Source organism: Rhodopseudomonas sp. BAL398, assembly GCF_033001325.1.
Lineage (GTDB): Bacteria > Pseudomonadota > Alphaproteobacteria > Rhizobiales > Xanthobacteraceae > JARJEH01.
Genome location: NZ_CP133111.1, coordinates 1,573,407 through 1,595,858, shown reverse-complemented (window position 1 = coordinate 1,595,858; position 22,452 = coordinate 1,573,407). Strand labels below are relative to the sequence as shown.

Here is a 22,452-nt window from a genome sequence, read left to right as displayed (position 1 = left end):
AGCTCAATCCTGGCGCGGCAGGCCGAGCCGGTAGACGCCGCGGAAATCATTGGGGTCGGCCGGCTTGCCCTTGCGGTAGATCACCAGGCGGCCGGCCAGCGCCAGCGCGACCGCGGCGCGGCGGATCGGCATCAGCAATCCGTGCCAGTCGCCGTCGGGGGCGATCGCGTGCGCGACTTCGGGCGCGCTCAGCGTCGCGGTGCCGGGGCGAGCCAGCACGGCCAGAATGGCGTCTTCAAGGGGAGGCGGCGAGGGAAGCGACGAATCTTCAACGGTCATAAGTGTGGATGTGCCGCATCGCAGCACCCGCTGCAAGCAGGCACAGGCAGGCGGTCGGAACGGGAGCTGCCGAACAGGTTGATCGCCGCGAAGGCGCCATGCCAAACTGAGGCCGCATGGGAGGCATTCAGCATGGCGCTTACGCTGGTGATTGGTAACAAGAACTATTCGTCGTGGTCGATGCGGCCTTGGTTGGCGCTCAGGGCCAGCAATATCGCGTTCGAAGAACTCGTGATTCCGCTTTATACCGGCGATGCCGACAAGCAGCGGATTCTCGGTTTCAGCCAGGCCGGCAAGGTGCCGGTGCTGATCGATGGCGATGTGACGGTGTGGGATTCGCTGGCGATCATCGAATACCTCGCCGAACGCTTTCCCAAGGCGCGGCTGTGGCCGGATGACTATGCGGCCCGTGCCCATGCGCGTTCGATTTCGGCCGAGATGCATTCGGGCTTCGCCGCGCTGCGCAATGAATGCGGCATGAATCTGCATCGGCCGGTCGGTGCCAAGAAGCTGTCGCCGGCGGCGCTCGCCGATATCGCGCGGATCGAGCAGATCTGGACCGAATGCCGTCAGCGCTATGGACGGACCGGGCCGTATCTGTTCGGCGGCTTCAGCGGCGCCGACGCGATGTACGCACCGGTGGTGCACCGCTTCACCACCTACGCCATTGACGTCGGCTTCGAGGCGGCCAGCTATATGGAGGTGATGACGGCGCTGCCGGCGTTTCAGGAATGGACCGGCGCGGCGCTGGCCGAAACCCTGGTGATCGAGAAATTCGAAGCCGATTGAGGGGCGCAAGAGACCGGCGGCGCGGTACTCAGAAGCCACCAAATGACGCCTATCTGTCTGAAAATATGCAGTATTAGCGTGTTTGCCATGTCCGATCGGGACTGGTCAAAATGCCGCGCCCCGTGGTATACAACGCAACATCTCTCAGCCGGCATTGCAGTGGGACCGCGAGCAGGTCGGCATTTCCATGGCGCGGAGGAATGATCGTTGAAGCATAAGTTTGTCGTTGGAGCGTGCGTCTCCTATACAGCCAGCAATGTCGCCCGTCCGGCAGCGAGCGGCGCCTATGAGGTGATTCAGCTGTTGCCGGTCGATGGTGATGACTGCCAATATCGGATCAAGAATTCCACCGAGGCGTTCGAGCGCGTCGCCAAGGAAAGCCAGCTCGACGTTTGCTAGACGTCGTCGAGCGAAGCGGGCACCGGTTCGCGCAAAGCAACGCGTCAAAACCCGAATCTGGAGCTTCGGTTCGGATCGATCAGAACCGGAATGGCGCTAGGCTGCCGCGGTTCGGCTGACGCTCGGCGGGCCGGGGTCATCAGCGATGGAATAATTCCGTTGTGGGGATCGCGCTGCGCCGGCTCGGCCGGCGGGCGGCGTCTTCGTCGGTGCTTGATATGTCGTTGCTCATCCGATGACCTGTTGCGCATAAAGGCGGAGCGCGGCGAATCGCGCGCATTTTGGTCGCAAAGTCGGTGTTTGTTGTGCCGGCGACGCGCTAGAGCAGGATGACTTATCTTCGAATCGTCATCCCGCTCTCGCTGCTTGTTTGAGCATGATCTTTACCGAAAACCGGGATCCACTTTTCGGGATCATGCTCTAGGGGACATCGCGCATGAATGGGACTTGGACGAATTCGATCGAGCAGCTGTGGCATTCGCCCAGCCTGCCGGTCTGGTTGACGCTGGCGGCCGCGGTCTTTTTCGGTATCGTCGTCTTGATCGTGATGCTGCGGGCGGACCGGTCGGTCGCCAATGCCACGCTGGCGGTGATCACCTTGCTGGCGCTCGTGGTCGCGATGTCGGCGGCGCTGCACGTCTTTGCCCCCGAGCCCGGCGGCCCCGCGACGCGGGCCGCGGCTTCGCCGCCATCGATCAGCGTCGTCAGCCTGCCGGCCTTGGCTTGCATCGACGAGCTTGCCGACGACACTGTTCTGACTGCATGCGAGAAGGCGCTGTTCGCATCGCCCGAAGCGGTCGCGGCGGCGGTGTCCTATGCGGCGGTGCGGTTGAGCCGCCTGACTGCGCTGGGCGATGTCGCCACTGCCAATGCCAACATGACCCCGGAGCTGGCCAGCCTGCGGGCCTCGATCGAGCGCGACCGCTACGGCCTGTTCGCCCATGTGCTGGCGGTCCGCGATCATTGCCAGGCCAATGATTGCGCGGCCTATGCCTCGCTGGCCGATCACAACCAGATTGCGGCGAATATCGACGCGCGCGCCTACGAGGCCGCCGTGGAACGCCATGCGCCGTCGTGGAACCAGGCTGCGGTGCCCGCATTGTCCGGCCTTGCCGGCCTGCCCGTGGAGGCGCCGAGCGGCAAGCCGACCACCGCCGATTTTCCGACCGCGGATTCGATTCCGCCGGTCAATATCATGACGCCGGAGCCGCCCTTGGCTGCGGCGCCGCCGCCTCAGCCGAAACCGACGCCGAAACCGAAGCCCGCCGAGGCTACGCTCGGCCGGCCAGCGCCGCCGAGCGCGGCCCAGGCGCCGCGCCCGGCGGCCGCCAAAAAGCCGCCCAGGCCGAAACCGCATTTGTCGGCGCCGGTGCAGCTGACGCCGGCTGCATCCGACGACAAAAATTGATCCGCTCTCTGCCTTACCCTCCAGCGTAACCGGGCTCATGCCACTGCATCTGATCAAGCTCGCCGTTGGCTGCGAGTCCGTGAAGGACCTGGCGGGTCGGATCGCGGCACGTATGAAGGCTGCCACGCAGCAGGGCCAGCCGCGCCATCATATCCACGTCACCCGGATGACGCCGAAGCGCGATGCCGAATTGCTGGCCGGCGGTTCGATCTACTGGGTGATCCGCGGCGAGATCGCGGCGCGGGAAAAGCTGATCGGGATCGAGCCGTTCCGCGACAGCGACGGCATCGCGCGCTGCCGGCTGATCATGCAGCCCAAGGTGCTGGCGGTGGCGCCGCGGCCGATGCGGCCGTTTCAGGGCTGGCGCTATCTGGCCGACAGCGATGCGCCGCCGGATCTCGGCAAGGCCGCCGCCAGCGTCGCGGCGATGCCGGAGGCGATGCGCCGCGAATTGCGCGAGCTGGGGCTGCTGTAGCGATCCTTGAGCGATCCTTGGCGGCGCGACGACGCGGACGCAGCGCCGGACGCCGCGATCCGCGCTACACCGCGACGTTGTCGATCAGGCGGGTGCTGCCGATCCGGGCGGCGACCAGAATTCGGACCGGACCGGCCTTGGTCGAGGCGATCGGCTCCAGCGTCTCGCCATGGCGCGCCTCGAAATAATCCAGCTCGAAACCGGCGACGCTGACCAATTTGGCACCGGCCGTCACCGCGGCTTCGAGTCGGCCGCCGGCGCGGATCCGCTTGGCGGTCTCCTTCAAGGCCCGATACAGCGTCGGCGCGGCGGCGCGCTGCTCCGGGGACAGATAGACGTTGCGCGACGACATCGCCAGGCCGTCGCGCTCGCGCACGATCGGCGCGCCAATCACCTTGACGCCGAGATCGAGGTCGCGCGCCATCCGGGTCACCACGCGCAATTGCTGGAAATCCTTGGCGCCGAACAGCGCGATATCGGGCCGGCATTGCGTGAACAATTTGCCGACCACGGTGGTCACGCCGGCGAAGAAGTGCGGCCGAAAACGATCCTCCAGCCCGACCACGGCCGGCCCCTCGGTGACGATCTTGGAGGCGAAGCCGTCAGGGTACATCGTCTTGACGTCCGGGTTCCACACCAGATCCACCTGTTCGGCGGCGAGCCGGGCCATGTCGGCCTTCCAGGTCCGCGGATAGGAGGCGAAATCTTCATTTGGCGCGAACTGCGCCGGATTGACGAAGATCGAAACCATGACCTTGTCGGCGCGCTGCTTGGCTTGCCGCACCAGCGTCAGATGGCCATCATGCAGCGCTCCCATGGTTGGCACCAGGGCGACGGTGGACTTCTTGCCGCGCAGATCGGTGAGGGCGCGGCGCAAGGCGGGTAGGGTTCGGGCAACAAGCGGAGGGCGGGACATCGAGGCTCGACAGGTGATGGCCGAACACGTCTTCTAACGCAGACGCGCTTCTAACCATGTGGCGGGAACCACCCTATAGCAAAGCCGTGGCCGCGCCGCCATCGGGCCGGTCCGCCCGGGGGCGGCGATTCATGATTAAACGCGAAGGCGTCGCCATCCATGAGCCTGCGCAAGCAAATGGCTTGACCGTGGCGCCGCGCGATTTGAAGATAACCGAAAGGTGAAATCAATGCTGGTTCAGGCGACCCAGGGACAGGCTGGTACGGCGCATGTGATCGTGCTGGGCAATGAGAAGGGCGGATCGGGCAAGTCCACGCTCGCGCTTCACATCGCCGTGGCGCTGCTGCAGGCCGGCCAGCGCGTCGCCACCATCGATCTCGATTGCCGTCAGCAGAGTTTTACGCGCTACCTCGCCAACCGTCGGAGCTGGGCGCGCCATGCCGGCCTCGACCTCGAACTGCCGCAGCATTGCTGCATCAAGCTCGGCGAGACCATGCAGATCGCCGACAATGAATCCTCGGAATTCCAGCAATTTGTCGATGCCGTCGGTGCGGTGGAGCGAAGCTTCGACTTCATCGTGATCGATACGCCCGGTCACGACAGCTATCTGATGCGGCTGGCGCATTCGATGGCCGATACGCTGGTGACCCCGATCAACGACAGCTTTCTCGACTTCGACGTGCTCGGCACCATCGACCCGGTGAGCTACGCGGTCACCGGCGAAAGCCATTATTCCACCATGGTCCGGGACGCCCGACGCCAGCGCCGGCAGCTCGACGGCGCCGGGACCGATTGGATCGTGGTGCGCAACCGGCTGTCGATGCTGGGCTCGCGCAACAATCAGCTCGTCGCCGGCGGCTTGAAGGACCTGTCGTTGCAGCTCGGCTTCCGCGCGCTCGACGGATTTGCCGAACGGGTGGTGTATCGGGAATTCTTTCCGCGCGGCCTGACCGCGCTCGACGACCTCAACGAGGCCACCTTGGGGACGCGCCCCAGCATGGGGCATGTCACCGCCAAGGAAGAGGTCAACGGCCTGCTGCGCCAGCTCAAGCTGCCGCTCGACGAGCGCGGCCGCCGTCGCGCCGCCAATCGCGCCGAATGGTTCGCGCAGGTCGACACTCCGCTGGAACTTCACGACATTCTGGGCGCCTGAAGCGGCCATTGGGTCGCGCGGATGCGCTGGCGCAGGCATTTGCAGTCCATCGATCGGTGCAAGATGTCGGCGTGTTGCGCGCGGTAGTTGCGCGGCAAGATTGCGCATCTCATGTAAATAGCAAATATCCATAGCCAATATCGTGACTAATTATTAGTGCACTGCACAGCTATAGGGCCGTGAAGTCACAACATTTAGCCTTCTCGTCAAAACACCGTGACGTATAGTCCGTTCAACTTCATCGGATCGGCCGGCGAGTCCCAAGATGGGTGCGTGGCCGATACAGGAATGAACATGAAGCGCGGAATTCTAATTCTGGCCGCGGTGTGCCTTGTATCTGCTGTCGCTTACTTCACGGCGAGCAAATGGGCGATCCGCCACGAGACGCTGACCTTCTTCGATGCCAGCCGCAACCGGCCGGTGGCGGTCGATATCGCGATCCGCCGCGACAAGGAAATGCAGGCCGAGGCCGGACTGATCGAGCTGCCGGTCGCCATCCTCAATCACGGCAATACGGTGAAGTTCACCGAGTACTCATTCCTTGCCAATCTGTTTGCCGCGCGCGGCTACATGGCGGTCAGCATCCAGCACGATCTGGATCGCGACGCGCCGCTGGTCACAAAGGTCGGTGAACTCTATGTCGGCCGGCTTCCGGTGTATCAGCGCGGCGTCGCCAACATCCTGTTTGCGATCGATCAGTTGAAGAGGATTCAGCCCAACGCGGACTACGAGCATCTCACCATGGTCGGGCACTCCAATGGCGGTGACATCTCGATGTACTTCGCCAAGCTGCATCCGGATCGGATCCGGAAGGTCGTCACGCTGGATAATCTTCGCGTGCCGTTCATGGTCGACGGCAAGTTCAAGATCCTGTCGTTCCGCTCCAAGGACCCGGTGTTCAAGACCGATCCCGGTGTGATTCCCAGCGATAATATCTGCGCCAAGGCGGGGATTACGGTGGTCAAGACCGGCTACCAGCATGTCGAGATGAGCGATCGTGGACCGCAGGAGGTCAAACAGTCGATCGAAAACGTCCTCGCCAAATTCCTCGATGACGACAGTGTGCTGAGGCCGCAGCGCACCCATTTGCAGACGCCCGGCAAGCCTGCTGCGCTGCAGGCCGGCCGATCCTGAGAGCCTGACCGAAAGAGAAACAACGACAATCAAGTTTGATGCCGTCATTGCGAGCCGAGGCCGGCGCGCAGCGCCGGCTGATGGCGAAGCAATCCAGGGGCGCCAAGCAGGGACTGGATTGCTTCGTCGCAAGGGCTGCTCGCAATGACGACCTTGAAGGCTTGATTCTATCGATCGCTTTTTGAGCCAGACTCTGAGCGCGTGAGCTCCACCGCCTCCATTGACCAACGCTGCGTCACTCTCCACATAAGTCTCGCGTCACACAGCGAGCCTTGATGACACGCGAGCCGACCAAATCACCGTTTCGAAGCCCTACCGATGCGCAAGGGCATTCGCTGCCGAAGGCCGAGCCCTCGGCGTCGGCGGAGATTGCCGCGTTCGTCGCCAAGGCGCGGGCGATGTCGCCCTTTGCGGCCGGGGCCAAGGGCAGGCTGGTGTTCGCGCTCGATGCCACCATGAGCCGGCAGCCGACCTGGGACATGGCCTGTGCGCTGCAGGCCGACATGTTCCGCGAAGCCGCCGCCATCGGCAGCCTGGAAATCCGTCTGGTGTATTACCGCGGTTTCAACGAATGCCGCGCCAGCGGTTGGATTTCGGACAGCACACAGCTGGCGCGGCTGATGGCGAAGATCGATTGCCAGGGCGGCCACACCCAGATCGGCAGGGTGCTGTCGGAAGCCCGCCGCGAGGCCGTCGCCGCCGGGATCCGCGCTGTGGTGTTCGTCGGTGACGCCATGGAGGAGGGGATCGACGAGATCTGCGCCAAAGCCGGCGAACTCGGCCTGCTCAAGGTGCCGGTGTTCGTGTTCCAGGAAGGCCACGATCCGACCTCGGAAGCCGCGTTCCGGGAGATCGCGCGGCTCACCGGCGGCGCCTGGTGCAGGTTCGATCCCGGCGCGGCGGCGCAGTTGCGCGAGTTGCTGCGCGCGGTCGCGGCCTATGCGGCCGGCGGACGCGAGGCGCTGCAGCGGCTCGCCACGACCGGCAGCGGCGCGGCGAAATTGCTCGGCCAGCTGAGATGACCGGGGCAGGTGCCGCGACGCGATGCATCGCATGGGCGGTGCAATTTGCGGCGGTCGGGACTATATGGGTGCCATGCCTACATTAATCGCCGGTGCCATTGCTGTCTTTGTTCTCTATTCGCTGCTGCAGATGCTCCGCTCGGCGAATCCGGCGCTGCTCGCGCGTGGGGTCAAGATCGCTGGCGGCGTGGTGGCGCTCGCGGTGGCGGCGTTCACCGGCATCAAGGGCGAACTGGCGGTGGCGCTGCCGCTCGGCCTGTTCGGGGCCGGCCTGTTGGGCTGGTCGCCGATGGGCAATGCGGGGTTCTCGGCGATCGGCGGCCTGTTCGGCCCGCGGGCGCAGCGTTCGAGCGGCCAGACCTCGCAGGTGCGCTCGCAATTCATCGAGATGACGCTGAACCATGACAGCGGCGACATGAGCGGGCAGATCGTGGCCGGGCCGCACGCCGGGCAGTCGCTCGACGCCTTCGATCTGCCGGCGTTGGCGCAGATGCTGACCGGGTTCGACGCCGAAAGCTGCGCGCTACTTGAAAGCTATCTGGACCGCAGGTTTCCCGCCTGGCGTCAGAACGCGCAGGGAGACGCGGCAGGGCGGCAGGGACGCGAGTCGTCGAGCAGCAAAATGACGACCGAGGAGGCCTATCAGATCCTTGGCCTGCAGCCGGGGGCGGGGCGCGACGAGATTGCTCATGCCCACCGTACGCTCATGAAGAAATTGCATCCCGACCAAGGGGGGTCGACGTACCTTGCCGCCCGTGTAAACGCGGCCAAGGATACTTTGCTTCGCACTCATCGCAGCTAACTCCAGCAACGCAAACAAACGCTACAAACTGCGAGTCGCTTCTGGTCTCTGCTGACGCCCCTTGATCGCCCGTCGTTAGCCGGCGTGGTCGATCATCTGGAGTTGTATCGGGGAAGTCTTGACGAGAGGTTTCAGCGCGGGGTTTTCTCGTCGGATCGCGGCTGTGCGCAGGGTGCGCGCCGCTAGTTTGCCCGGCCGCCCCGGCGCGATGCGCCGGCGCCGATCGCGCGCTGCCGCAGCGGCTCAGTTTCGAATGGCGAAACAGGAAATATCGTTGCGCTTGAGCTTGCGGCACGCCGCTTCGGCCTGATGACGGTCGAGGCCGGCGAAGCGGGCGCGAAACAGTTTCTCGCCCTTCATCACCACCGGCTCAGTGAAGGAATCGGCCTTGCCGAGCATGCCGCTGGCCTGGTCGCGCGCGACCTCGATCCGCTTTAACGCCTGGCTCTCCGATTCCAGAGCGCCGACCTGAATGATCCATCCGGTGCGAACCGGCGCCGGCTTGATCCCGCCATTGTGCTGAATGGCGGTCGGCTGCGGCGCCTGCTCGGCGGCGTAGGCGACCACCTGCGAATTGCCCGCGCTGAGGCTCGACGCCGGCAACACGCCGAGCAGACCGTGCCCGGTGCCGTGGTTCGCGGGCTGCGGTGGCATTTCGGCGTGGGAATTGATCGAACCTGAGGTCTCGGGGGCCTCGGCGCGCACAGCCGAATCGGGGCCCCGCTGCATTGCCGAGGCGAGCTTGAGCGGCGCCGACCTGACGTGAACCGTCTTCACCCGAACCGGCTTCATCGGATCGGTCGAGCCGGGGATCGCCGTAATCGACCGGGTCTGGATCGTGCCGCTGTTGAACGGCCCGGGCTCAGGCATCGGCACGGCATCAAGCGAAGCGGACGGCGGCACCGACGGACGTGCGACTGGCAGCATCGGCGCCTTGGCGGGGGCGGCGGAGGCGACCTGCACGGCTCCTTCGACCTGGTAGGATTGGGTCGGGCGGGAGGCGGCCGCGGCTTCCGCGACCTCGGCATTTGCAGTCGAGGTGCTGCGTTCGACGATGGCCGCAGCGGTGCGCCTGGTCGAGGCCTTGTCGAGATTTTCAGCCAGCAGCTTGCGCATGGTGGCATCGCGGGCGCTGCCGCTGCGGCCGCCCAGCACCACACCGACCAGGAATCGGTTGCCGCGGTGGATCGAGGTGACGAGATTGAATCCGGAGTCCCTGGTGTAGCCGGTCTTGATGCCGTCGACGCCCTCGACGCTGCCGATCAGGTGGTTGTGGTTGCGGATCGCATGGCCGCGGTAATTGAATACGCTGGTGGAGAAGTAGCGATAATAGCGCGGAAAGCGCTCCTGGACGGCGCGGCCGAGGATCGACTGATCGCGCGCGGTGGTCACCTGATCGTCGTCGGGAAGACCGGAGGCGTTGCGGTAGACGGTCCGGGTCATCCCCAGCGAGCGGGCCTTGCGGGTCATCAGCTTGGCGAAATCGCCTTCATCGCCGGCGATCGCTTCGGCGATCACCACCGCGGCGTCGTTGGCTGAGCGCGTCACCAGCGCCTTGATGGCGTCCTCGACGCGCAGCGTCTGGCCGGGGCGCAATCCGAGCTTGGTCGGCGCCTGGATCGAGGCGTGCTGGGAGACCTCCATCTCGCTATCGAGATCGATCTTGCCGGATTCGAGACGCTCGAACAGCAGATAGAGCGTCATGATCTTGGTCAGCGAAGCTGGGTGGCGCAGCGCGTCGGGATTGGTGGCGGTTAATGTCGCGCCGGAATTGGCGTCGACAATGATCGAGGCGAAGGGGGGATTGTAGCTGTATCGGGCGACGTGGTGACGGGTGTGACTGCGATGCTTGCGGCGCGCATCCGCCGTGTCATTGGTGAAGAGCACAGCCAAGAAGATCGTGGCCAGTCCGAGAGCGCATGCTCGCATAGTGCGCGAGTGGGCGAAGTGTGTACGATGCATGAACGTCCCCGTCCGATTTCCATTAGATCACTGGTTCGTGAGGCGAAATTATGCCCAACGGACCAGCGGCTTTCCGCAGTCCGCTTTCCATTCAGCCACATGCAACCCGAAAGGCGCTGAGAGCAGATTGAAAAACCGGGCTATTTGACTGTGTTTACGCCGGTTTTTCCCGACAGCGCGACCATTTCAAAGACAGGTTAGGCGGGGTGAGTTTCCAAAAGGTTAAACAATCCTTGCTGTAGCCTGCGGCATTCGTCGCAAATGATCGCGCGTATCTATCAGAAAATACACTTGTGTACCGCACAATTTTATTGACAAATTTGTGCGTTGCGGTAAGCCAGCATCAGTGACCTAGCCGGTATTTGCCGGCTGCGCCACACGTCTGGGAAAGGACTCGAAATATGGTCAAGGTCGAAGAGATCCAGCAGTACAGCAAAGAGCAGTTCGATACCGCAGTGGCGTCGGCAAGCAGCCTGCAGAAGGGCTATCAGGCGATCGCGGCCGCGGTCGGTGATTACACCAAGAAATCATTCGAAGACGGCAACGCGTTCGTCGAAAAACTGTCGGGCGTGAAGTCGCTTGACAAGGCGATCGAAGTGCAGACCGAGTTCGCGAAATCGGCTTATGAGACTTTTGTCGCAGAGTCGCAGAAGATCGCCGGTCTCTACACCGATCTGGCCAAGCAGAGCTTCAAGCCGCTTGAGAGCATGGCGGCGAAATTCACCCCGGGCGCGACCCGCTGAATCGGCCTCGATCCGTCAAATAACGGTTCAAATCACCAAAGAGCCCGGCCAATGCGGCCGGGCTCTTTCCATTTGGGACGGACGTTGTCGATCGCCCGATGCGGCGCTATTTGGCGATGCGCAGCTTGGCCAGCGAGGCGCCGATCTGGGCAAATGCGATGCCGATCCCGGCGGCGGTGCTGGTCCCGTAGAAATTGCCGCTGTCCGCGCAATATTTCAGGATCGCCGATTCCGGGTCACCGTCGGTATTGACCTGGATGGTGTAGACGACCGTTTTCTTGCCATCGACCGGCACCTTGATGTTGTCGCACAGCAGCTTCTGCCGCGCATCGATCTGACCGTTAAATTGCACCTGACCATTTCCGTAGGACGGCCAGCGGTCCATCGTGTTCAAACCGTCCGACAGCAGGATGATGGCGTCGGTGTAGGCGAAATTCGGATCCTTTGGCGGCGTGTTCAGCGGATCGCCGGGGCGCAGCGTTTGCCAGGCCCACGCCATCCCGATCGGCTGGTTGGTTCCGCCATTGGGGTCGAGCGCATCGATCTTGGCCTTGATCGTCTGCACATTGCTGGCCGCAAAGGCCGACGTCATCGGCAGAATCTGTTCCGGGCAGATGTTGGAACCGTTCTGTTCGTATTGAACCGCCGGAAACCGGGTCGAACTGGATGTCGGAGCGGCATTGGTGGTGTCGGCGGGCTGATCGCGATCGGTCACGCAGCCCTTCCAGGTGTTATGATTGTCGGGATTCCAGGTCTTTCGTGCAGACTCGCAGCTGCTCTTGGTGCTGTACCAATATGAACTGCAGCTGCCGTTGGTCTGGTCCCAATCGGTCCAATCGAGCCAGCTCGCATTCTTGTTGCTGGCGCCGACATTGACCATCTGGGCGAAGGGGACGACGGAGATATAAAGGTCGTCGGCGGTGGTGGCCGAGGATTTCAGCGTATCGACCAGTTTCTTGGCGGCGTCCTTCATCGCCTGCATTTTGCCGGAGGAGGCCATTGAGCCGGTGACGTCGAGCGCCATGGCCACCCGCAGCCGCGTGCCGCCAAAGGTCGCCGTGGAACTGCTGCCGAAATCGAGCGTGGACATGCCGACGACCCGCAGGAAATCGGTCGGCATCGCGCCGGCCCCATTCATCACCACGGTGGTCTGCCCCTTGCTGTTCCTGGCGGTGTAGCTGGCGGTGACGGTGACCCCGGTGGCCTCCGTGTTGTTGTAGAGGCCGTTGAAATAGGCCTGCGCCTTCGCCGGGACGTCGGAGGCATTGATGATTCCCGAAGCGAGATCCTTCGACACCATCAGGGCTGCCGAATCGAGCGCCGCCTGCATCGATGTGCGAGCGCTGGAGGCCCGGGAATAATCGATCGCGGCGCCGATGAAGGTCAGGATCGGCAGCAGCGCGATCGCGAAAATCACCGCGACATTGCCGTCGGCTGCGCCGGAAAAACCACCGGCTGACGTCCGCAACCTGGAGCGAAGGGAGGCAATTGGCATATCTGGCACTCAAGATTGAAGCGTTTCCGCGACGTTGAGGCGCCAGGGATAAACAGCCGGTAAAGTCGTCCGCGGAAACTCCCTAAATTGCTGCACAAATGCCCACGACCGGGAATTGCCGCGCCGTATCGTGAACGGCCCGACAACGTCCGGCGCTCGGTTCAATCGGAATCTGTCACAATCTGTTAACCCCGGGGCGGCGGCCAGTCTGGAACGGCTTGAGATTTCGGCGCTTGCAGAGGACCGGCTCTGGACCCATATTCGGCCTATCCGATCCATCCGATGGGCGGTGGCCGCTGGGCGCGGCTTCTGAGCCGGTCCGACGGCCAAACGGTTTCCTAGGGAATCGTTATATGCTCGTGGCTGGCTGATATTTTGCGGGGATCTCGAACACCTAAACCATGCTGCATTCAACCTCAAAACCGGACCTGTCCACCGAGCCTGGTGGCCTGCTGTCTCAGCCGCGAATGGCCACCGACGGCGGCCGCGCGGGCGGCCCCGGCAACCCTGCGACCTCGGTCATCACCAAGGTCAAGCCCAAAACCAAGCGTCCGAATCTGTACCGCGTCCTGATTCTCAACGACGACTACACGCCGATGGAGTTCGTCGTTCATGTGCTGGAGAAGTTTTTCCAGATGGATGTCGAGGCGGCGACCAAGGTCATGCTGCATGTTCATCATCATGGGATCGGCGAGTGCGGCGTGTTCACCTACGAAATCGCCGAGACCAAGGTGACGCAGGTGATGGATTTCGCCCGCAAGCACCAGCACCCTTTGCAATGCGTGATGGAAAAGAGGTAGCCTTTCGACAAGGTCGGGAGTCGGAACGGGTTTTGCATTGTGTGTGACAGCGGGTTTTCCCCGACACGCTTGGTGCACGACCCGATGGAACCGGTCTTCCGCTGTCGGATTGTGTTACTATATGACGCGAAAGGTTGTTGTTGCCTGCCACAGCAACGGCGATCATGATGGGCGGGGGTCATAGAGGACGAGAATGCCAACATTTTCCCAAAGTCTTGAGCAATCCCTCCACCGCGCGCTCGCGATCGCCAACGAACGCCATCACCAATACGCGACGCTGGAGCATCTTCTGCTGTCGCTGGTGGATGATTCCGACGCCGCCGCGGTGATGCGTGCCTGCAGCGTCGATCTCGACAAGTTGCGCACCAGCCTCGTCAATTATCTCGAGACCGAATTCGAGAATCTGGTGACCGACGGCGCCGACGACGCCAAGCCGACCGCCGGTTTTCAACGCGTGATCCAGCGCGCCGTGATTCATGTTCAGTCATCGGGGCGCGAGGAAGTCACCGGCGCCAATGTGCTGATCGCGATCTTCGCCGAGCGCGAAAGTCACGCCGCGTATTTCCTGCAGGAGCAGGACATGACGCGCTATGACGCGGTCAACTACATCAGCCACGGCATTGCCAAGCGGCCCGGTGTCTCCGAGGCGCGGCCGGTGCGCGGCGTCGACGAGGAGACCGAGACCAAGGGCGGCGAGGACTCCAAGAAAAAGGGCGACGCGCTCGACACCTATTGCGTCAATCTGAACAAGAAGGCGCGCGACGGCAAGATCGATCCGGTGATCGGTCGCACCTCCGAGATCAACCGCGCGATCCAAGTGCTGTGCCGCAGGCAGAAGAACAATCCGTTGTTCGTCGGCGAAGCCGGCGTCGGCAAGACCGCGATCGCCGAGGGCCTTGCCAAGCGCATCGTCGACTCCGAAGTGCCCGAAGTGCTGGCCGCCGCCACGGTGTTCTCGCTCGACATGGGCACGCTGCTGGCCGGCACCCGCTATCGCGGCGATTTCGAGGAGCGGCTGAAGCAGGTCCTCAAGGAACTCGAGGCCCATCCCAACGCGATCCTGTTCATCGACGAAATCCACACCGTGATCGGTGCCGGCGCGACCTCGGGCGGGGCGATGGATGCCTCGAATTTGCTCAAGCCTGCCTTGGCATCGGGCACCATCCGTTGCATGGGCTCCACGACTTACAAGGAATATCGCCAGCATTTCGAAAAGGACCGTGCGCTGGTGCGCCGGTTCCAGAAGATCGACGTCAACGAGCCGACGGTCGAGGATGCGATTTCGATCCTGAAGGGGCTGAAGCCGTATTTCGAGGACTATCACAAGCTGAAATACACCAGCGAGGCGATCGAAGCCGCGGTGCAGCTGTCGTCGCGTTACATTCACGATCGTAAGCTTCCCGACAAGGCGATCGACGTGATCGACGAATCCGGCGCGGCGCAGATGCTGGTGGCGGAGAACAAGCGCAAGAAGACCATCGGCATCAAGGAAATCGAGGCCACCGTCGCCACCATGGCGCGGATTCCGCCCAAGAGCGTGTCGAAGGACGATGCCGAGGTGTTGAAGCATCTCGAGAGCACCCTGAAGCGGGTGGTGTTCGGCCAGGACAAGGCGATCGAGGCGCTGTCGGCCTCCATCAAGCTGGCGCGGGCCGGCTTGCGTGAACCGGAAAAGCCGATCGGCTCCTATCTGTTCTCCGGCCCGACCGGCGTCGGCAAGACCGAAGTGGCCAAGCAGTTGGCGGCCTCGCTGGGCGTCGAGCTGATCCGTTTCGACATGTCGGAATATATGGAGCGGCACACCGTGTCGCGCCTGATCGGCGCGCCTCCGGGCTATGTCGGCTTCGACCAGGGCGGCTTGCTCACCGACGGCGTCGACCAGCATCCGCATTGCGTCGTGCTGCTCGACGAAATCGAGAAGGCGCATCCCGACCTCTATAATGTGCTGCTGCAGATCATGGATCACGGCCGGCTCACCGATCACAACGGCAAGCAGGTCAATTTCCGCAATGTGATCCTGATCATGACGACGAATGCCGGCGCCGCCGATTTGGCCCGCCAGGCTTTCGGCTTCACCCGCAACAAGCGCGAAGGCGACGACCACGAGGCGATCAACCGGCAGTTCGCGCCGGAATTCCGCAACCGTCTCGACGCGGTGGTGTCGTTCGCCCATCTCAATGCCGATGTCATCGGCATGGTGGTGGAGAAGTTCGTGCTGCAGCTCGAGGCGCAACTCGCCGATCGTGACGTCACCATCGAATTGTCCGAGCCGGCGAAGGCCTGGCTGGTGCAGCATGGCTATGACGAGCAGATGGGCGCGCGGCCGATGGCCCGGGTGATCCAGGAGCACATCAAGAAGCCGCTGGCCGACGAGGTGCTGTTCGGCAAGCTCAAGGGCGGCGGCCACGTCAAGGTCGTGCTGGTCAAGGACGAGGCATTGGCCGGCGTCGAGCTGGAGAAGATCGGCTTCGAATTCGTCGACGGTCCGATCACGCCGAAGCCGGACAAGCTGCCGGGCAAGCGCAGTTCGTCGCGCAAGCCGAAATCGGGCGGCCCCAACGGGCCGGCGCCGAAGGGGCCGCTGGTCAAGGTCTGATCGCGGCGCGGCATCGTACCGTTCCATTGAATGACGCAGGGCCGGCAAGCGATTGCCGGCCCTGCTGATTCGACCAGTGCTTCACTGCGCGGGGGCGGGCTTCGCCGGTTCGGCGGGTTTCGCTGGCTGGGGCAACAACACCGCCCAGCCATAGGTCCTGAGCTTGCCGAAGCCGAGCGGCAGAACCATCGTGCCGAAGACAGGTTTCAGCTTGCCGAGCGCGGCCCGGTAGGGCGCGGGCAACTCATCGGTGCGCGGGAATTGGTCGGTCGGCCACAGCACCAGCGTACCCGATTGCTGCAGACGCTCCGGGGTGATCCAGGGGCTCTTGCGAAAATCGGCGTCGATGAAGGCCGACGGTCGCGGTCTGGCCGACATCACGACGAAACCCGCCTGGACCACATCGCCGGTCACGATCTCCAGCGGCAGCGATGTCTTGCTGTGCCAGATCGACTGCATCGCGCTCGACAGGTTGCCGGCGGGGACCATCTGGGTCGGCATCCGGCTACCATAGCGGGCCTTGGCCTGGGTGAGGGCGACATGGCCGATCGGCAGGGCGATCAACACCAGCGCCCAAACGCCGACGGCCAGCCGCGGCGCCTGCAGGACGATCCGCGGCGGCAACAGCACGACCAGCGCCAGTCCGGACAGCGCCACCATCGCCTGGCCGACGGCGGCGCGCTGCTCGATGCCGGCAATGAGGCTGATGGCGGCGATCAGCAGCAAGGGGATCGACGCGGTGGCCAAGATCAGCGAGCGGTCGAACCGGCTCGGCGCGCCGAGCTCGAGCGTGACCGGTTCGCCCTGCAGCGGCAATTTGGGAAGCGTCGCCACCACCGCGATGGCGATCACGCCGGCATGGAAGCCGAGCTGCGCCAGCAGGAATTTGATCGCGACCCAGCCCCGCAGCCAGATCCCCTTCACGCCCGGCCGGTCGACGCTGAACGGCGAATAATCGTGATGCGCGAGCCAGCTCAGATTGGGCATCAGCAGGATCAGCATGGTCGACAGGCCGAGATAGGGGCCGGTGCCGGATTTTCGGCTGCGGCCCTCGGGCGTCAGGAAGAAATGCAGCGCGAGCACGATCAGCAACAGCCCGCCGGTATATTTGGCATAGAGCAGCAAGGCCGACGCCACGCCCAGCAGGATCCAACTGGCCGATCCGTCCTTCAATACCGCCGCGCGGTAGAGGTAGATCGTCGCGGCCCACAGCGGCAATTGCGCGACGCTGGGGCCGTAGGCCGTGGCCGGCGGGCCGAAGTAATAGATCAGCAGCGTCAGGGCGACGGCGAGTGCGGCACCGCTTTGGCCGACGATCTCGCTGCCGAGTTTCCAGACGACGTAAAGCGTCACCACGACCGAGCCGACCGCCAGCACGAATTGGGATGAGATCCAGTGCCCGGTGAGCGTATAGGCAGTCTGGGTCAGCCAGGGGGCGAGCGGCGGATCATTCCAGTAGCCAAATTGCATCTCCTGGCCGAACAGAAACATCTCGTAACTGCTGGCCGGCAGGCCCGGGAAGCCGATCGCGGCGACCAACCACAGGCCGCCATAGATGCATAGAATCCAAATCAGCAGTCGCCGCGGTGAGGTCTGCAGCGCCTGCATAACGGCATCGCAGCTGTCCAGCAGCGCAACGACGCCGGTGACGCGCGACGACCGGCCGCGAGGAGCTGGGGCCGCCGCTGCGGGGGCGGTAGGTGTCGGAGTAGGGGGCGCTGGTGACGCAGCGCTTGGCGCGGCCTCGATGGCGGCCGCAGCAGGAGCAGCCTTGGTCGTCGGCGCGGTCGTGGTCGTGGGCGCGGGATCGGCGGACGGCACGGCAGGCGCGGGACGACGCGCCGCAATGTTCGGCGGACCACCGTTTCGCTTCTTCGGCTTGCGGTTTTTTGGCTTGTTGCGCTTGATGCTCGTCGTCCTCGGCGGATCAAGCGGCGCTGCGGAGCAGAAGCGCCGGCTGGATCATGGCTAGGACGACGTTTTTAATCCAATCCGTCGGCAAGGCAATTGCGGCTGCGCAACAGCGCAGTACGCCCACTCATGACGCGGTCGCGAAATGCCTGCGCTGCGCCGCCGTCAGGGTCAGCCTTCGCCAAGTAGTATCTTGATACGGCGCTGCAGTTCGCGCTTTTTCTTCTCGCTGATCCGCAGCCGCTCGCCGAGGTCGGACGGATCGGCCTCGTCACGGAATGCGACGCCAACCGTGTTGCTTCCCCACCAGACTACTTTGGCCAGGAATGAGCGTCCCTTCTTGGCGATGGTCAGCCCGATTTCCTCGGGCAGCCCGGCGACGCTGCGGAATTCGATGCTGGCACCCTTCTCGGAGAGGTTTCGGACCACGCAGTCGCGGGTGGTGCCGCCTTCCTTGATCGAGGCGACGCCGCCGTAAATCACTTTGTCCCGCGGATTGTTGCGACGCTCGATCATTATGCCCACCATGCCGAAGAGGTGGGGGACTTTACCGCCATTGCCTGCGGATGGAAGATCGTCGGCCGCGGCAACCTTTGTTAACCTGAATCATTTGTCGATCTGCGATCGCGGCCCGCATCGCTCCGGCACCGCCTGAGAGTCTGACCGAAAAGGAAGCCACTCAAATCAAGCCTGGTTCGTCATGGCGAGCCGAGGCCGGCGCGCAGCGCCGTCCGACAGCGAAGCAATCCAGGGGTGCCAGGCAAGGACTGGATTGCGTCGTCGCAAGAGCTCCTCGCAATGACGGCCTTGAAGGCTTGATTCCATTGACTGCTTTTCGGTCAGTCTCTCAGGACGTACGTTCGCGGATGTCGAGTGCGGCCGCCTTCTGGGCATCGAATTCGCCGCGCCGCCGAGCCAGTTCCTCGGCGCTCAAATTGTCGACATTGTTGTAGTCACGCTTCCACGACGGATCGACGCTCCAGCGCAGCGGCGATTGCATCGTGGTTTGTGCTCCGGGCGCGGACTCAAGCAAGCGCAGCGCCAACTCCAGGGTGAACGCCTGTGAATCGCGGTCGTGCGGCTTGCCGGCGGAATTGCCGAGCGGGAAGTCGCTGAACAGGAAACGCGGCGCCGCCGCGTGTTCGACGATGTCCTTGGCGCAGCCCATCACCACGGTGGAAATGCCGTTGGCCTCAAGATAGCGCGCGATCAGGGTGACGCTCTGATGGCAGACCGGGCAGTTCGGCACCAGCACCGCGGCGTCGACCTTGTCGGCCCGGCACCGCCTCAGGATTTCCGGCCCATCGGTTTCCAGCGTGACACGATGGCTGCGATTGGTCGGCGCGCCGAAGAAGCGCGGCGCGACGCTGCCGATCCGTCCTTCGCTTTCCAGCCGTCGCAATTGCGCCAGCGGAAACCAGCTCCCGCTGTCGGTCGCCGGACTGTGGATTCGGTCATAGGCGATATGCGAGATCCGCAAATCATGGTCCTTGCGGGTGTCGCCGTCATAGACGGAATAGAATTTGGCGCCGCCATTATAGGGCGCGCCAGGACCCTGGTCGCCCTTCGACGGATCGAACGGCGCCGCCGTGGTGACGATGGTGACGCGGGCCTGCGCCAGCGGCGTCCGCAACGGTTGAAAGGGCGCGCCGCAATAGTGCGCCCAGCGATACGGCGTATCATATCCGATCGCCTGATAGTAGGCGCGGGTTCGTGCCATATAGGCGATGGGGACATCCTCGTCGGATGCGAAGCCGGATAGTTCTTGGGTGCTGGCCATATTACTGTCCCGGTTTCACGTTGTGCATGTCAGGGTGGAGCGCGTCGGCCCGGCGTGTCAAGCTGCGTGGCGGGATGACGCAATCGTTGAAAAGGCATGGAATCATGCGCTCAGGTCTCCTTGCCAGATCGCTGGTTAGTTGCTGTTTCGTCGTCGCCACGCTGGTGTCGTCGATCGCGCAGGACGCAGCGCCGGACAAAGCGATCGCGCCGTCGTCACAAGGCGCTGCCGCGCGACCCGTCGCGGGCGAGCCAGCCACGCGGTCGCCCGAGGCCGCCCCCGAGCATGATACCGGCGCCGCGATGTGTCTGATGATCGAGTCGGCGGCGCGCGCGCATGATCTGCCGCTGGAATTCTTCGCCCGCGTGATCTGGCAGGAGAGCCGGTTTCAGCCCGACGCGGTCGGTCCGATCACCCGCAGCGGAGACCGCGCGCTCGGCATCGCGCAATTCATGCCCGGCACCGCCAGCGAGCGCAGCCTGCTCGACCCGTTCGATCCGGTGCAGGCGCTGCCGAAATCGGCGGAGTTCCTCAGCGAGCTACGCGCGCAATTCGGCAATCTTGGCCTGGCGGCCGCGGCCTACAATGCCGGCCCGAGGCGGGTGCAGGAATGGATCTCCGGCACCGGCTTCATGCCGCAACAGACCCGCCACTATGTCTACGCCATCACCGGCACGTCGATCGATGAGTGGGCGGCGGCGGGGCGAAGCGCCAAACCGGCGGAACGTCCGGCCGCCTCGAGCTGCGGCGACTTGATGGCGCTGCTCAAGCGCGCGCCCAATCCCTTCGTCACCCAGCTCGAGCGACGCGTCAAACTCGGCGCCGATCAGCCATGGGGCGTGCAACTGGCCGCCGGGTTCAATCGCGATCGCGCCTTGGCCAGCTATGCCCGCGCGATGACGCGGTTGAGCGCCGTGATCGGCGACCGCGATCCGAGTCTCATTCGCTCGGTGTTTCGCAGCCGCGGCACAAGGCCATTTTATCAGGTGCGGATCGGCACCGAGACCCGCCCGGCAGCCAATGATCTGTGCGTGCGGATCCGTCGCGCCGGCCATGGCTGTCTGGTGCTGCGCAACGGCCGAAGCAGGGGCTGAGCGGTCGACGGGGCGACCGGGCTTGCGGCTATAATTCCGAACTGAGCCGATCGAGACGCTGTTGCAACGACCGCCTGGCGTGCTCGCTGGCGCGCAGCCGCAGCGTCCAGTCCAGCGGCACGGTGCCGTGCAGCCGCCGCGGATAGCGAAACTCAAATCCGGCATCGTCCTGCCGCCGCCAGATCATCCGGGCGAGGAAGGCCTGCCCCTTACACGGGATCGTGAAATCAACCTCGTCCGGCAGCATCGCCGACGCCGATAACTCGACCCTGGCGCCGGCGGGCGAGAAGTTGCGGACGATGCAATCGAGCGTCGATTTTCGCGCATTGAAGGCGATGCGGCCGCCATAATAGACGCGTCCTCGGAAAATCTGCCGTCGATCAAGCATGGGATTTCCAATGCGAAATTAACCAATGCTTCACCATATTCGATCCGGCCGTCGCCCAACATCGGACTTAAGAGAAACCATTTGTTAAGGTAAACCATCCGCGATATCGGTCGGACTTCAGCTGCGCCTGGCACGCAGTGTTTTGCTTGCGAGTGCGATGCCGCTACCCCCGCTCGATTCCCCCAGATGGCAAAGTTCCGTTCGCGTCTTCGCGCTCGGGCTGCGCGCAGTCGGCTCGACGGTGCTGACGCTGGTGCTGTTTGCAACCTATCTGGGCATCGGCGCGCTGGCGCACGACACCCATTTCAGTCTCGGCTGGGTGCTGGTCAGCACGGCGCTGGTGTGGGCCGGGCCGGCGCAGATCATCCTGATTTCGTCGCTCGGGTCAGGCGCCACCCTGGCGCAGGCCGCGATCGCCGTCACGGTGAGCGCGGTCCGGCTGTTCCCGATGGTGGTCGCGGTGTTGCCGATGATGCGCACGCCGACCACCCGGATGCGGCATTTGATCCTGCCGGCGCATTTCACCGCCGTCACCCTGTGGATCGAGTGCTTCCGGCTGCTGCCGCAGATCCCGCGCGAGAAGCGCATCGTCTTCACGATCGGACTTGGAACCGGGTTGGTCTCGGTTTGCCTCGTCGCCAATGTCGTCGGCTACGCGCTGGCGGCCAATCTGCCGCAGATCTTCGCCGCCGCGATCCTGCTGCTGACGCCGCTGGCGTTCCTGCTGTCGACCGCGCGCAATTGCCGGGAACTGGCCGATATTCTAGCCCTGGTCCTCGGGCTGGCGCTGTTCCCGCTGGCCGCGACGCTGCACACCGGCGTCGACATCCTGATCAGCGGCGTGGCGGCGGGCACCATCGCCTATGGGGTGCATCGGTGGCGGAAGCGGCGGGCATGAGCAATTTCATTGGCGACTGGCACGCGCTGCTGATTCTCGTGGTGGCGGGTTTCCTGCCCAACGAGATCTGGCGGATGCTTGGCCTCGGGCTTGGCGGCGGCATCGACGAGGGTTCGGAACTGCTGATCTGGGTCCGCGCCGTCGCCACCGCGATCTTGGCCGGGGTGATCGCCCAGATCCTGGTGTTGCCGCCCGGCGCCCTGGCCGGCGTGCCGGCCGCGCTGCGCTATGGCGCGGTTGCCGGCGGCTTCGCGGCCTTCGCGCTTACCAAAAGGTCGATCCTGGTTGGCGTGGTGTGCGGGGAGGCGATCATGCTGGCCGGCCAATGGTGGCTGCGGTGACGTCCGGCGCGAGTGGTGCGCGGAATTAACGTCGATTGCAGATCGCCGGGATCGTTCCGGCCCGTGG

23 protein-coding genes are annotated in these 22,452 nt (G+C 63.9%); 15 read left to right on the top strand and 8 right to left on the bottom strand.

Going from position 1 to position 22,452, the window contains the following annotated elements; all coding sequences use genetic code 11:
* Window positions 1–3: 3 nt before the first annotated feature.
* A complete protein-coding gene (locus RBJ75_RS07660) occupies window positions 4–279 on the bottom strand; it encodes a DUF3253 domain-containing protein (protein ID WP_044417620.1) in 276 nt (91 codons plus the stop codon).
* A 132-nt stretch (window positions 280–411) separates the two neighbouring features.
* On the opposite strand from RBJ75_RS07660, the gene RBJ75_RS07655 reads away from it, so the two are divergent.
* From RBJ75_RS07655 to RBJ75_RS07640, 4 genes are all read left to right on the top strand, one after another.
* The gene (locus RBJ75_RS07655) at window positions 412–1,068 is read left to right on the top strand and encodes a glutathione S-transferase family protein (RefSeq protein WP_044417618.1); all 657 of its coding nucleotides are present in this window, start codon (window positions 412–414) and stop codon (window positions 1,066–1,068) included.
* Window positions 1,069–1,275: 207 nt separating this feature from the next.
* Window positions 1,276–1,467, top strand: coding sequence for a hypothetical protein (locus RBJ75_RS07650; protein ID WP_044417616.1), 192 nt, complete (start codon window positions 1,276–1,278; stop codon window positions 1,465–1,467).
* Between the two features lie 436 nt (window positions 1,468–1,903).
* Complete coding sequence (locus tag RBJ75_RS07645) at window positions 1,904–2,875, top strand: polysulfide reductase NrfD (protein WP_044417614.1); 972 nt, start codon at window positions 1,904–1,906, stop codon at window positions 2,873–2,875.
* A gap of 37 nt (window positions 2,876–2,912) precedes the next feature.
* On the top strand, window positions 2,913–3,350 hold the full coding sequence (locus tag RBJ75_RS07640) for a DUF1489 family protein (protein WP_044417612.1): 438 nt from the start codon (window positions 2,913–2,915) through the stop codon (window positions 3,348–3,350).
* Window positions 3,351–3,414: 64 nt separating this feature from the next.
* Here the strand turns inward: RBJ75_RS07640 and panC are convergent, their stop codons facing one another.
* Window positions 3,415–4,266: a pantoate--beta-alanine ligase gene (gene panC, locus RBJ75_RS07635; protein WP_044417610.1), complete on the bottom strand. Its 852-nt coding sequence runs from the start codon at window positions 4,264–4,266 to the stop codon at window positions 3,415–3,417.
* A gap of 229 nt (window positions 4,267–4,495) precedes the next feature.
* On the opposite strand from panC, the gene RBJ75_RS07630 reads away from it, so the two are divergent.
* From RBJ75_RS07630 to RBJ75_RS07615, 4 genes are all read left to right on the top strand, one after another.
* A complete protein-coding gene (locus tag RBJ75_RS07630) occupies window positions 4,496–5,419 on the top strand; it encodes a division plane positioning ATPase MipZ (protein WP_044413681.1) in 924 nt (307 codons plus the stop codon).
* A gap of 294 nt (window positions 5,420–5,713) precedes the next feature.
* Window positions 5,714–6,553, top strand: coding sequence for an alpha/beta fold hydrolase (locus RBJ75_RS07625; RefSeq protein WP_044413687.1), 840 nt, complete (start codon window positions 5,714–5,716; stop codon window positions 6,551–6,553).
* A 275-nt stretch (window positions 6,554–6,828) separates the two neighbouring features.
* A complete protein-coding gene (locus tag RBJ75_RS07620) occupies window positions 6,829–7,575 on the top strand; it encodes a hypothetical protein (protein WP_044413678.1) in 747 nt (248 codons plus the stop codon).
* Window positions 7,576–7,648: 73 nt separating this feature from the next.
* Window positions 7,649–8,377, top strand: coding sequence for a DnaJ domain-containing protein (locus RBJ75_RS07615; RefSeq protein WP_044413684.1), 729 nt, complete (start codon window positions 7,649–7,651; stop codon window positions 8,375–8,377).
* Window positions 8,378–8,620: 243 nt separating this feature from the next.
* Here the strand turns inward: RBJ75_RS07615 and RBJ75_RS07610 are convergent, their stop codons facing one another.
* Complete coding sequence (locus tag RBJ75_RS07610; RefSeq protein ID WP_044413675.1) at window positions 8,621–10,339, bottom strand: D-alanyl-D-alanine carboxypeptidase; 1,719 nt, start codon at window positions 10,337–10,339, stop codon at window positions 8,621–8,623.
* Between the two features lie 401 nt (window positions 10,340–10,740).
* On the opposite strand from RBJ75_RS07610, the gene RBJ75_RS07605 reads away from it, so the two are divergent.
* Window positions 10,741–11,082 carry a phasin family protein gene (locus tag RBJ75_RS07605; protein WP_044413672.1) on the top strand — a complete coding sequence of 114 codons (342 nt, stop codon included), beginning with the start codon at window positions 10,741–10,743 and terminating at the stop codon, window positions 11,080–11,082.
* 106 nt (window positions 11,083–11,188) lie between these two features.
* Here the strand turns inward: RBJ75_RS07605 and RBJ75_RS07600 are convergent, their stop codons facing one another.
* Entirely contained in the window at window positions 11,189–12,577 is a 1,389-nt protein-coding gene (locus RBJ75_RS07600) for a pilus assembly protein (protein ID WP_044413669.1), read from the bottom strand.
* A 467-nt stretch (window positions 12,578–13,044) separates the two neighbouring features.
* Between RBJ75_RS07600 and clpS the strand changes: the two genes are divergently transcribed.
* A complete protein-coding gene (gene clpS / locus RBJ75_RS07595; RefSeq protein WP_152647763.1) occupies window positions 13,045–13,377 on the top strand; it encodes an ATP-dependent Clp protease adapter ClpS in 333 nt (110 codons plus the stop codon).
* Between the two features lie 193 nt (window positions 13,378–13,570).
* Window positions 13,571–15,973: an ATP-dependent Clp protease ATP-binding subunit ClpA gene (gene clpA / locus RBJ75_RS07590; RefSeq protein WP_276156299.1), complete on the top strand. Its 2,403-nt coding sequence runs from the start codon at window positions 13,571–13,573 to the stop codon at window positions 15,971–15,973.
* Between the two features lie 81 nt (window positions 15,974–16,054).
* Here the strand turns inward: clpA and RBJ75_RS07585 are convergent, their stop codons facing one another.
* On the bottom strand, window positions 16,055–17,581 hold the full coding sequence (locus RBJ75_RS07585) for a glycosyltransferase family 39 protein (protein WP_080901176.1): 1,527 nt from the start codon (window positions 17,579–17,581) through the stop codon (window positions 16,055–16,057).
* 163 nt (window positions 17,582–17,744) lie between these two features.
* On the opposite strand from RBJ75_RS07585, the gene RBJ75_RS07580 reads away from it, so the two are divergent.
* On the top strand, window positions 17,745–17,945 hold the full coding sequence (locus RBJ75_RS07580) for a hypothetical protein (RefSeq protein ID WP_080901177.1): 201 nt from the start codon (window positions 17,745–17,747) through the stop codon (window positions 17,943–17,945).
* Between the two features lie 110 nt (window positions 17,946–18,055).
* On the opposite strand, the gene RBJ75_RS07575 is transcribed toward RBJ75_RS07580, so the two are convergent.
* Both RBJ75_RS07575 and RBJ75_RS07570 read right to left on the bottom strand, forming a co-directional pair.
* Window positions 18,056–18,400: a PilZ domain-containing protein gene (locus RBJ75_RS07575; RefSeq protein ID WP_044415886.1), complete on the bottom strand. Its 345-nt coding sequence runs from the start codon at window positions 18,398–18,400 to the stop codon at window positions 18,056–18,058.
* A gap of 331 nt (window positions 18,401–18,731) precedes the next feature.
* Window positions 18,732–19,664 carry a glycine/sarcosine/betaine reductase selenoprotein B family protein gene (locus RBJ75_RS07570; RefSeq protein ID WP_044416799.1) on the bottom strand — a complete coding sequence of 311 codons (933 nt, stop codon included), beginning with the start codon at window positions 19,662–19,664 and terminating at the stop codon, window positions 18,732–18,734.
* A gap of 104 nt (window positions 19,665–19,768) precedes the next feature.
* Here RBJ75_RS07570 and RBJ75_RS07565 point away from each other — a divergent pair, with 104 nt between their 5' ends.
* Window positions 19,769–20,758, top strand: coding sequence for a lytic transglycosylase domain-containing protein (locus RBJ75_RS07565; RefSeq protein ID WP_044416796.1), 990 nt, complete (start codon window positions 19,769–19,771; stop codon window positions 20,756–20,758).
* A gap of 28 nt (window positions 20,759–20,786) precedes the next feature.
* On the opposite strand, the gene RBJ75_RS07560 is transcribed toward RBJ75_RS07565, so the two are convergent.
* The gene (locus tag RBJ75_RS07560; RefSeq protein WP_044416794.1) at window positions 20,787–21,146 is read right to left on the bottom strand and encodes a PilZ domain-containing protein; all 360 of its coding nucleotides are present in this window, start codon (window positions 21,144–21,146) and stop codon (window positions 20,787–20,789) included.
* Between the two features lie 157 nt (window positions 21,147–21,303).
* On the opposite strand from RBJ75_RS07560, the gene RBJ75_RS07555 reads away from it, so the two are divergent.
* Both RBJ75_RS07555 and RBJ75_RS07550 read left to right on the top strand, forming a co-directional pair.
* Window positions 21,304–22,044 (top strand): AzlC family ABC transporter permease, encoded by a 741-nt coding sequence (locus RBJ75_RS07555; protein ID WP_044416792.1) that lies wholly within the window; start codon window positions 21,304–21,306, stop codon window positions 22,042–22,044.
* Window positions 22,041–22,385 carry an AzlD domain-containing protein gene (locus RBJ75_RS07550; protein WP_044416790.1) on the top strand — a complete coding sequence of 115 codons (345 nt, stop codon included), beginning with the start codon at window positions 22,041–22,043 and terminating at the stop codon, window positions 22,383–22,385. The genes RBJ75_RS07555 and RBJ75_RS07550 overlap by 4 nt, the downstream gene beginning before the upstream one ends.
* The last annotated feature ends 67 nt before the right edge of the window (window positions 22,386–22,452 follow it).

Coding starts and splice junctions, on each gene's coding strand:
- RBJ75_RS07660 (WP_044417620.1), bottom strand. CDS start 279: ATGACCGTTGAAGATTCGTCGCTTCCCTCGCCGCCTCCCCTTGAAGAC.
- RBJ75_RS07655 (WP_044417618.1), top strand. CDS start 412: ATGGCGCTTACGCTGGTGATTGGTAACAAGAACTATTCGTCGTGGTCG.
- RBJ75_RS07645 (WP_044417614.1), top strand. CDS start 1,904: ATGAATGGGACTTGGACGAATTCGATCGAGCAGCTGTGGCATTCGCCC.
- RBJ75_RS07640 (WP_044417612.1), top strand. CDS start 2,913: ATGCCACTGCATCTGATCAAGCTCGCCGTTGGCTGCGAGTCCGTGAAG.
- panC (WP_044417610.1), bottom strand. CDS start 4,266: ATGTCCCGCCCTCCGCTTGTTGCCCGAACCCTACCCGCCTTGCGCCGC.
- RBJ75_RS07630 (WP_044413681.1), top strand. CDS start 4,496: ATGCTGGTTCAGGCGACCCAGGGACAGGCTGGTACGGCGCATGTGATC.
- RBJ75_RS07625 (WP_044413687.1), top strand. CDS start 5,714: ATGAAGCGCGGAATTCTAATTCTGGCCGCGGTGTGCCTTGTATCTGCT.
- RBJ75_RS07620 (WP_044413678.1), top strand. CDS start 6,829: ATGACACGCGAGCCGACCAAATCACCGTTTCGAAGCCCTACCGATGCG.
- RBJ75_RS07615 (WP_044413684.1), top strand. CDS start 7,649: ATGCCTACATTAATCGCCGGTGCCATTGCTGTCTTTGTTCTCTATTCG.
- RBJ75_RS07610 (WP_044413675.1), bottom strand. CDS start 10,339: ATGCATCGTACACACTTCGCCCACTCGCGCACTATGCGAGCATGCGCT.
- RBJ75_RS07605 (WP_044413672.1), top strand. CDS start 10,741: ATGGTCAAGGTCGAAGAGATCCAGCAGTACAGCAAAGAGCAGTTCGAT.
- RBJ75_RS07600 (WP_044413669.1), bottom strand. CDS start 12,577: ATGCCAATTGCCTCCCTTCGCTCCAGGTTGCGGACGTCAGCCGGTGGT.
- clpS (WP_152647763.1), top strand. CDS start 13,045: ATGGCCACCGACGGCGGCCGCGCGGGCGGCCCCGGCAACCCTGCGACC.
- clpA (WP_276156299.1), top strand. CDS start 13,571: ATGCCAACATTTTCCCAAAGTCTTGAGCAATCCCTCCACCGCGCGCTC.
- RBJ75_RS07585 (WP_080901176.1), bottom strand. CDS start 17,581: ATGCAGGCGCTGCAGACCTCACCGCGGCGACTGCTGATTTGGATTCTA.
- RBJ75_RS07575 (WP_044415886.1), bottom strand. CDS start 18,400: ATGATCGAGCGTCGCAACAATCCGCGGGACAAAGTGATTTACGGCGGC.
- RBJ75_RS07570 (WP_044416799.1), bottom strand. CDS start 19,664: ATGGCCAGCACCCAAGAACTATCCGGCTTCGCATCCGACGAGGATGTC.
- RBJ75_RS07565 (WP_044416796.1), top strand. CDS start 19,769: ATGCGCTCAGGTCTCCTTGCCAGATCGCTGGTTAGTTGCTGTTTCGTC.
- RBJ75_RS07560 (WP_044416794.1), bottom strand. CDS start 21,146: ATGCTTGATCGACGGCAGATTTTCCGAGGACGCGTCTATTATGGCGGC.
- RBJ75_RS07555 (WP_044416792.1), top strand. CDS start 21,304: ATGCCGCTACCCCCGCTCGATTCCCCCAGATGGCAAAGTTCCGTTCGC.
- RBJ75_RS07550 (WP_044416790.1), top strand. CDS start 22,041: ATGAGCAATTTCATTGGCGACTGGCACGCGCTGCTGATTCTCGTGGTG.